Annotated in this window: 3 protein-coding genes; all 3 read left to right on the top strand. The window is 64.2% G+C overall.

The features are described 5' to 3' along the window. Positions 1-110 precede the first annotated feature (110 nt). The gene (locus tag FB597_RS20010; RefSeq protein WP_141911303.1) at positions 111-1328 is read left to right on the top strand and encodes an ABC transporter ATP-binding protein; all 1218 of its coding nucleotides are present in this window, start codon (positions 111-113) and stop codon (positions 1326-1328) included. Positions 1329-1349: 21 nt separating this feature from the next. Then, a complete protein-coding gene (locus tag FB597_RS20005; protein ID WP_141911300.1) occupies positions 1350-2117 on the top strand; it encodes an ABC transporter ATP-binding protein in 768 nt (255 codons plus the stop codon). 13 nt (positions 2118-2130) lie between these two features. Further along, positions 2131-2852 (top strand): ABC transporter ATP-binding protein (locus FB597_RS20000; RefSeq protein ID WP_144770507.1); only part of this gene is annotated, 722 nt, incomplete at its 3' end.

Below are 2852 nucleotides of genomic sequence, written 5' to 3'. Positions count from 1 at the left end.
TGCGCTCCGGTCGTCAGCCGCTGACGCGGGCTCGCGACGGAACCTGAGCCAATTTGGGATGGGCTAACGACTCAAGAGAATCAACCTATTTAAACTGGAAAGAACCAAACATGGCTCTCCTCTCCTTCGACATGAAGCGCAATCCGGCACAAGCCAGGACCAGCCTGCTGGTGCTGCTGGCGCTGATGATCGTGTTTCCCTTCATCGCCCAGCAGTTCGGCAACTCCTGGGTACGCATCATGGACATGGCGCTGCTGTACATCATGCTGGCGCTGGGCCTGAACGTGGTGGTGGGCTTCGCCGGCCTGCTGGACCTGGGTTATATCGCGTTCTATGCGATCGGCGCCTATACCGCGGGCTTGCTGGCCTCGCCGCAGTTCGCGGCGGTGCTGGAGTCCTTCGTCAACACCTACCCGGCGGTGGGCAACTTCCTGGTCATGGTGTGCGGCCCGGAGATCGTGCAGAACGGCATCCACCTGTCGCTGTGGGTGATCGTGCCGCTGTCGGCCCTGATCGCGGCCATCTTCGGGGCCCTGCTGGGCGCGCCGACCCTGAAGCTGCGCGGCGACTACCTGGCCATCGTGACGCTGGGCTTTGGCGAGATCATCCGCATCTTCATGAACAACCTGAACGCCCCGGTCAACATCACCAACGGCCCGCAAGGCATCAACCTGATCGACCCGATCCGGGTGTTCGGCGTGTCGCTGGCCGGCGAGCCGGGCTCGGGCTCGATGGTCAAGATCTTCGGCATGACCACGCCCTCGGTGAACGCCTACTACTTCCTGTTCCTGCTGCTGTGCATCGCCGTGATCTTCTTCTCGATCCGGCTGCAGGACTCGCGCCTGGGCCGGGCCTGGGTGGCCATCCGCGAGGATGAGATCGCCGCCAAGGCGATGGGCATCAACACCCGCAACGTCAAGCTGCTGGCGTTTGCCATGGGCGCCTCCTTCGGCGGCGTGGCCGGCGCCATGTTCGCCTCCTTCCAGGGCTTTGTGTCGCCGGAATCGTTCTCGCTGACCGAATCGATCGCGGTGCTGGCCATGGTGGTCTTGGGCGGCATCGGCCACATCCCCGGGGTGGTGCTGGGCGGCGTGATCCTGGCGGCGCTGCCGGAAGTGCTGCGCCATGTGGTCGAACCGCTGCAGATGAGCCTGTTCGGCAAGGTCTGGATCGACGCCGAAGTGCTGCGCCAGCTGCTGTACGGCCTGGCCATGGTGGTGATCATGCTGACCCGCCCGGCCGGCCTGTGGCCCTCGCCGCGCCATGAAGACCGCCCGGAGGCGGACCACCCCCACAGCGGCGCCGCCGTCGGCGAAGTCAAAGCCTAAGCAGAAAGCAGGAGAACGACCATGACACAGACACTGCTCAAGATCAGCGACGTGAGCAAGCGCTTCGGCGGCCTGCAAGCCCTGAACGGCGTGGGCATTCGCATCGAGCGCGGCCAGATCTACGGGCTGATCGGCCCCAACGGCGCCGGTAAAACCACCTTCTTCAATGTGATCACCGGGCTGTACCAGCCCGACACCGGCAGTTTCGAACTGGACGGCAAGCCGTATAGCCCGAGCGCGCCGCATGAGGTGGCCAAGGCCGGCATTGCCCGCACCTTCCAGAACATCCGCCTGTTCGGCGACATGACGGTGCTGGAGAACGTGATGGTGGGCTGCCACGTACGCACCAGACAGAACGTCTTCGGGGCGGTGTTCCGCCACAAGGCCGCGCGCGAGGAAGAAGCGCAGATCCGCGAGAAGTCGCAGCAACTGCTGGACTTCGTGGGCATCGGCCAGTTCGCCAAGCGGACGGCGCGGCACCTGTCGTACGGCGACCAGCGACGGCTGGAGATCGCCCGTGCGCTGGCCACCGAACCGCAACTGCTGGCGCTGGACGAACCGGCGGCGGGGATGAACGCCACCGAGAAGCTGGGCTTGCGGGAACTGCTGGTCAAGATCCAGAAGGAGGGCAAGACCATCCTGCTGATCGAACACGACGTCAAACTGATGATGGGGTTGTGCGACCGTATCACGGTGCTGGACTACGGCAAGCCGATTGCCGAGGGCGTGCCGGCGGAAGTGCAGAAGAACCCCGCCGTGATCGAAGCGTATCTGGGAGCTGGTCACTGACCGAAGAGAAGACATGACAACGAACATCTTAAAAGTCGAACAACTGAGCGTGGCCTACGGCGGCATCCAGGCGGTCAAGGGCATCAGCCTGGAAGTCAACGAAGGCGAACTGGTGACGCTGATCGGGGCCAACGGCGCGGGCAAGACCACGACCCTGAAGGCGATCACGGGGACCTTGCCGGCCAGCAAGGTGGAGGGCCACATCGAATACCTGGGCACGGCCTTGAAGGGCAAGAAATCCTTCGAGCTGGTCAAGGACAAGCTGGCGATGGTGCCGGAGGGGCGCGGGGTATTTACCCGCATGAGCATCCAGGAAAACCTGTTGATGGGGGCCTACACCAGCAACGACAAGGGCCAGATCGCGGCCGACATCGACAAGTGGTTCGCGGTCTTCCCGCGCCTGAAGGAGCGGGCGGGGCAGATGGCGGGGACCTTGTCGGGCGGGGAGCAGCAGATGCTGGCCATGGCGCGCGCGCTGATGAGCCACCCGACGCTGCTGCTGCTGGATGAGCCGTCGATGGGCCTGTCGCCGATCATGGTGGAGAAGATCTTTGAGGTGATCCGCAATGTATCGGCGCAGGGGATCACGATCCTGCTGGTGGAGCAGAACGCCAAGCTGGCGCTGGAGGCGGCGCACCGGGGCTATGTGATGGAGTCTGGGCTGATCACCATGGAGGGCAAGGCCGGCGAGATGCTGAACGATCCGCGGGTCAAGGCGGCGTACCTGGGCGAGGG

It is taken from the genome of Herbaspirillum sp. SJZ099, assembly GCF_007828355.1.
In the GTDB taxonomy this organism is placed as follows: Bacteria; Pseudomonadota; Gammaproteobacteria; order Burkholderiales; family Burkholderiaceae_D; genus Herbaspirillum.
Note: the sequence above shows the minus strand (reverse complement) of the source record. Positions and strands in the feature narration are given on the sequence as shown.